The sequence below is a fragment of the Helicobacter japonicus genome (assembly GCF_000762845.2).
Taxonomy (GTDB): Bacteria; Campylobacterota; Campylobacteria; order Campylobacterales; family Helicobacteraceae; genus Helicobacter_C; species Helicobacter_C japonicus.
Window position 1 is genome coordinate 1 of record NZ_JRMQ02000030.1, and the last position, 2,764, is coordinate 2,764.

General features: G+C 32.7%; 3 protein-coding genes and 1 pseudogene. All 4 read right to left on the bottom strand.

From position 1 onward, the window contains the following. Window positions 1-406, bottom strand: a pseudogene (locus tag LS65_RS09535) (lipase); the annotation flags it as partial. A 100-nt stretch (window positions 407-506) separates the two neighbouring features. Beyond that, complete coding sequence (locus LS65_RS09540) at window positions 507-1,955, bottom strand: alpha/beta hydrolase (protein WP_034361215.1); 1,449 nt, start codon at window positions 1,953-1,955, stop codon at window positions 507-509. Further along, window positions 1,952-2,125, bottom strand: coding sequence for a hypothetical protein (locus LS65_RS10325; RefSeq protein WP_236096710.1), 174 nt, complete (start codon window positions 2,123-2,125; stop codon window positions 1,952-1,954). Before LS65_RS10325 ends, LS65_RS09540 begins: the two co-directional genes overlap by 4 nt. Then, on the bottom strand, window positions 2,115-2,564 hold the full coding sequence (locus tag LS65_RS09545; protein WP_236096711.1) for a hypothetical protein: 450 nt from the start codon (window positions 2,562-2,564) through the stop codon (window positions 2,115-2,117). The genes LS65_RS10325 and LS65_RS09545 overlap by 11 nt, the downstream gene beginning before the upstream one ends. Window positions 2,565-2,764: the final 200 nt, after the last annotated feature.

Genomic DNA, 2,764 nt, shown 5'->3' on the forward strand with positions numbered 1-2,764 from the left:
CTTGTTGCTTTTGTAGTTCTTGTAATTCTTGCTTTTGCTTTTCTTGTTTAAGTTGAGAAATAGATTTATAGAGGGATTTTCTAGCTTCTAAGTATTCATCAGGTATGGAGGATTTGTTAAAAATAAAGATATTTGCAAAATCTGATTTGTAACCTAAAATTTTACCTGCATTCTTTTCATTCAAAAAGCTTTCATCGTTTTCTTTGCAAATAGCAAATGGCTTGCAAGTGTATAAGGCTCTAAGTAAATGAATAGGGGAATCTTTGGTGAGGGATTGTATGTCAGAATCTTGAAGCCTTGTGATGTTTATGCTGTTATACTTTTGTTTTAAAGAAATAATATTATCAGCGACACAATCCGAATCTTTGCCGTGATGATACCCTAACTCATATAAAAAATCTTTCATTGCTGTTCCTTAATTTTATATTACTCATAATACAGCCACTTGATGATAAAAAATACTACCGCAGCCACCAATAACACAGCAGGGATAAAGAGTATAGTTATTATAGATTCCATAATTTTGCCTCCACAATGCTAGGTTGGTATAATGCACTTAAAAACTGCATTAGCTCTGCATGACTCATCGCCGTATCGTCAATATGGGCTAGGATAGCAAGAGCATTATATATATCCTCTATGGTTGCGATGACTAGGATATAGGCAACTATATTTCTTTTTAAGCTATTTTTTATTGTCTTAGATAGAGTTTGTGAAATTTTAACTTTAGGCTTAAACTCCTTATCTATCGGTATAGGTGGATATGTCGTAGAAAGGATATGCTTACCAAAAAACACATAACCCTTTTCCATATTGATTCTATATATGGCTTCCACACTCGTTTGGATTTGGTGGATTTGGGATTGTGTAAGTGGGCTGGGTAATGTCGTATCGGCTGCTTTAATGCGTTGAGAAAGAGTTTTGATTTGTTCAAAGTGTTTTATAGAAATTGGTGTAATACCATTTTCATCAAGCATAGTCATAGTTCCACTCCCTAACACATTTGTTTGCAAATTACAAGCCAAAAATGTATCATTATCCCTAGTCTGTATTTCATAAAAAAGCCTATGTGCGAATTTCTTCATACTTACCTTTTCTGGTAATGGGCTATTGCTTTGCGCATATGAATCTATGTGATTAGAAGCATAGGGGCTTTTTGTTTTAAGGTAATAGGGTAAAAAGCTATCAAGTTCTTTATTTGGTTTGGTTAAGTGGATGAGACTATTTCGTAATTGGATAGAATCTTTGTGTTCTTGTGTGATTTGTAATGGCGTATACATTTCGAAATCAGGTGAAAAACCATCTAACACAAAGCTCATAATGCTATTAGACCAATCAGGTACTACACCAATAGAGCTGAAAGTATATGTTTCTTTTATATTTGCTGGATACATCAAGGTGAAAAGCTGTGCTAAATAACCACCAAAGGAATGTCCGACAACAATATACTTATCTTGCGATGGTTGTATTTTAGCTTTGTAAAAATCTATCATATCCTCACAAATGTTTAAAGATACATCAGCTTTTAGACTATTGCCCAACCCTTTTATATTTGGAATTTTCAATAGGTTTGGATTAAAAATATCAAGCCCACGAAAAGCAAGAATCTTTTCATTGTCGCGTATATCTCTAAATAAAGTAGCACTAAATCCAGAATCTTCTTTATTGATAAAGGCTAGTATTTCGTAGTGTTGTATAAATTCCTCTGCTTGTTTGTCTCCAAAATCCACTCTTGTATCATTGTAAAAAGTAAATATACTAGATGTTAAAGCCCTTTTATAAGAAATTTGATGTATTGTTTGTGCCTCTTGTTTGGTTAGATATTTTCTTTGCTGATTAAATCCCCATTGTTTTTCTTCATCTCCAAACATTCCCTCATTTAACCCCTCACTATAACTCGCCCAACAAAGTTCAGCATATTTGACTAACTGCATATATTTTTGCATTCTTGTCATTTGAGCCACCATCTTTGCTTAATGAGTTCTTTGGTTTTTTCTATGGAAGCACAACCGATTGTTCTCTCATTCTTGGGAATCATACCTATATCATACCAAGAATAATCTTTATCTATTTTGAAAGTGTGTTTTTTGCCTTTGTCATCATCGTAATACCACTCAATAAGCATTTGCTTTGTTTCTCAAGTTTATATAATTTTTGGTTATTTGAAATTGCATATTTTCATTGATTTGCTTGTGTGTGTCCCAAAGATTAATAATTGTTTTTGCATTGTATATTGTTGGCTGCTCTATTGTTTTACACAACCTCTCAAACTCCCTAAAGCTAGGTTGCCACTCAAGTGGGACAAAGGAAAAACCAAACCAAGAGAGCATAATAAGTGGATAAGGTAGGGCAAGATATATCTTTTTAACTCTTAGATTCTTTTTAAAGATTTTATTAATACTCCATACACAGAATCGCAAAAAGAGATACACCCATATACAAGAAAGAATAAAAAGAGTAATCCAACCAAAAAAGGGAAAAGGAATAAAGGTAAGAACATAAAAGAATTGGATATTAAGGATAGTTAGGATAACAAGAATTGAATATTTAAGAGAAGTTTTCATTTTTTGTCCTTTTCTTAATAATTATATTGTAAATCTTACATTCCTACTATGTAAAACAAGATTCTTTTAACTTTATTCTCCCTCATCATACACTCCTTTAACTATCCCTCTCACTCTTGCATTCCTTTAAAGGCTTTGCATACCCTATTGACAAACATACTGATAACACCATAGCAACATTTACTAGATTCTTTAACATC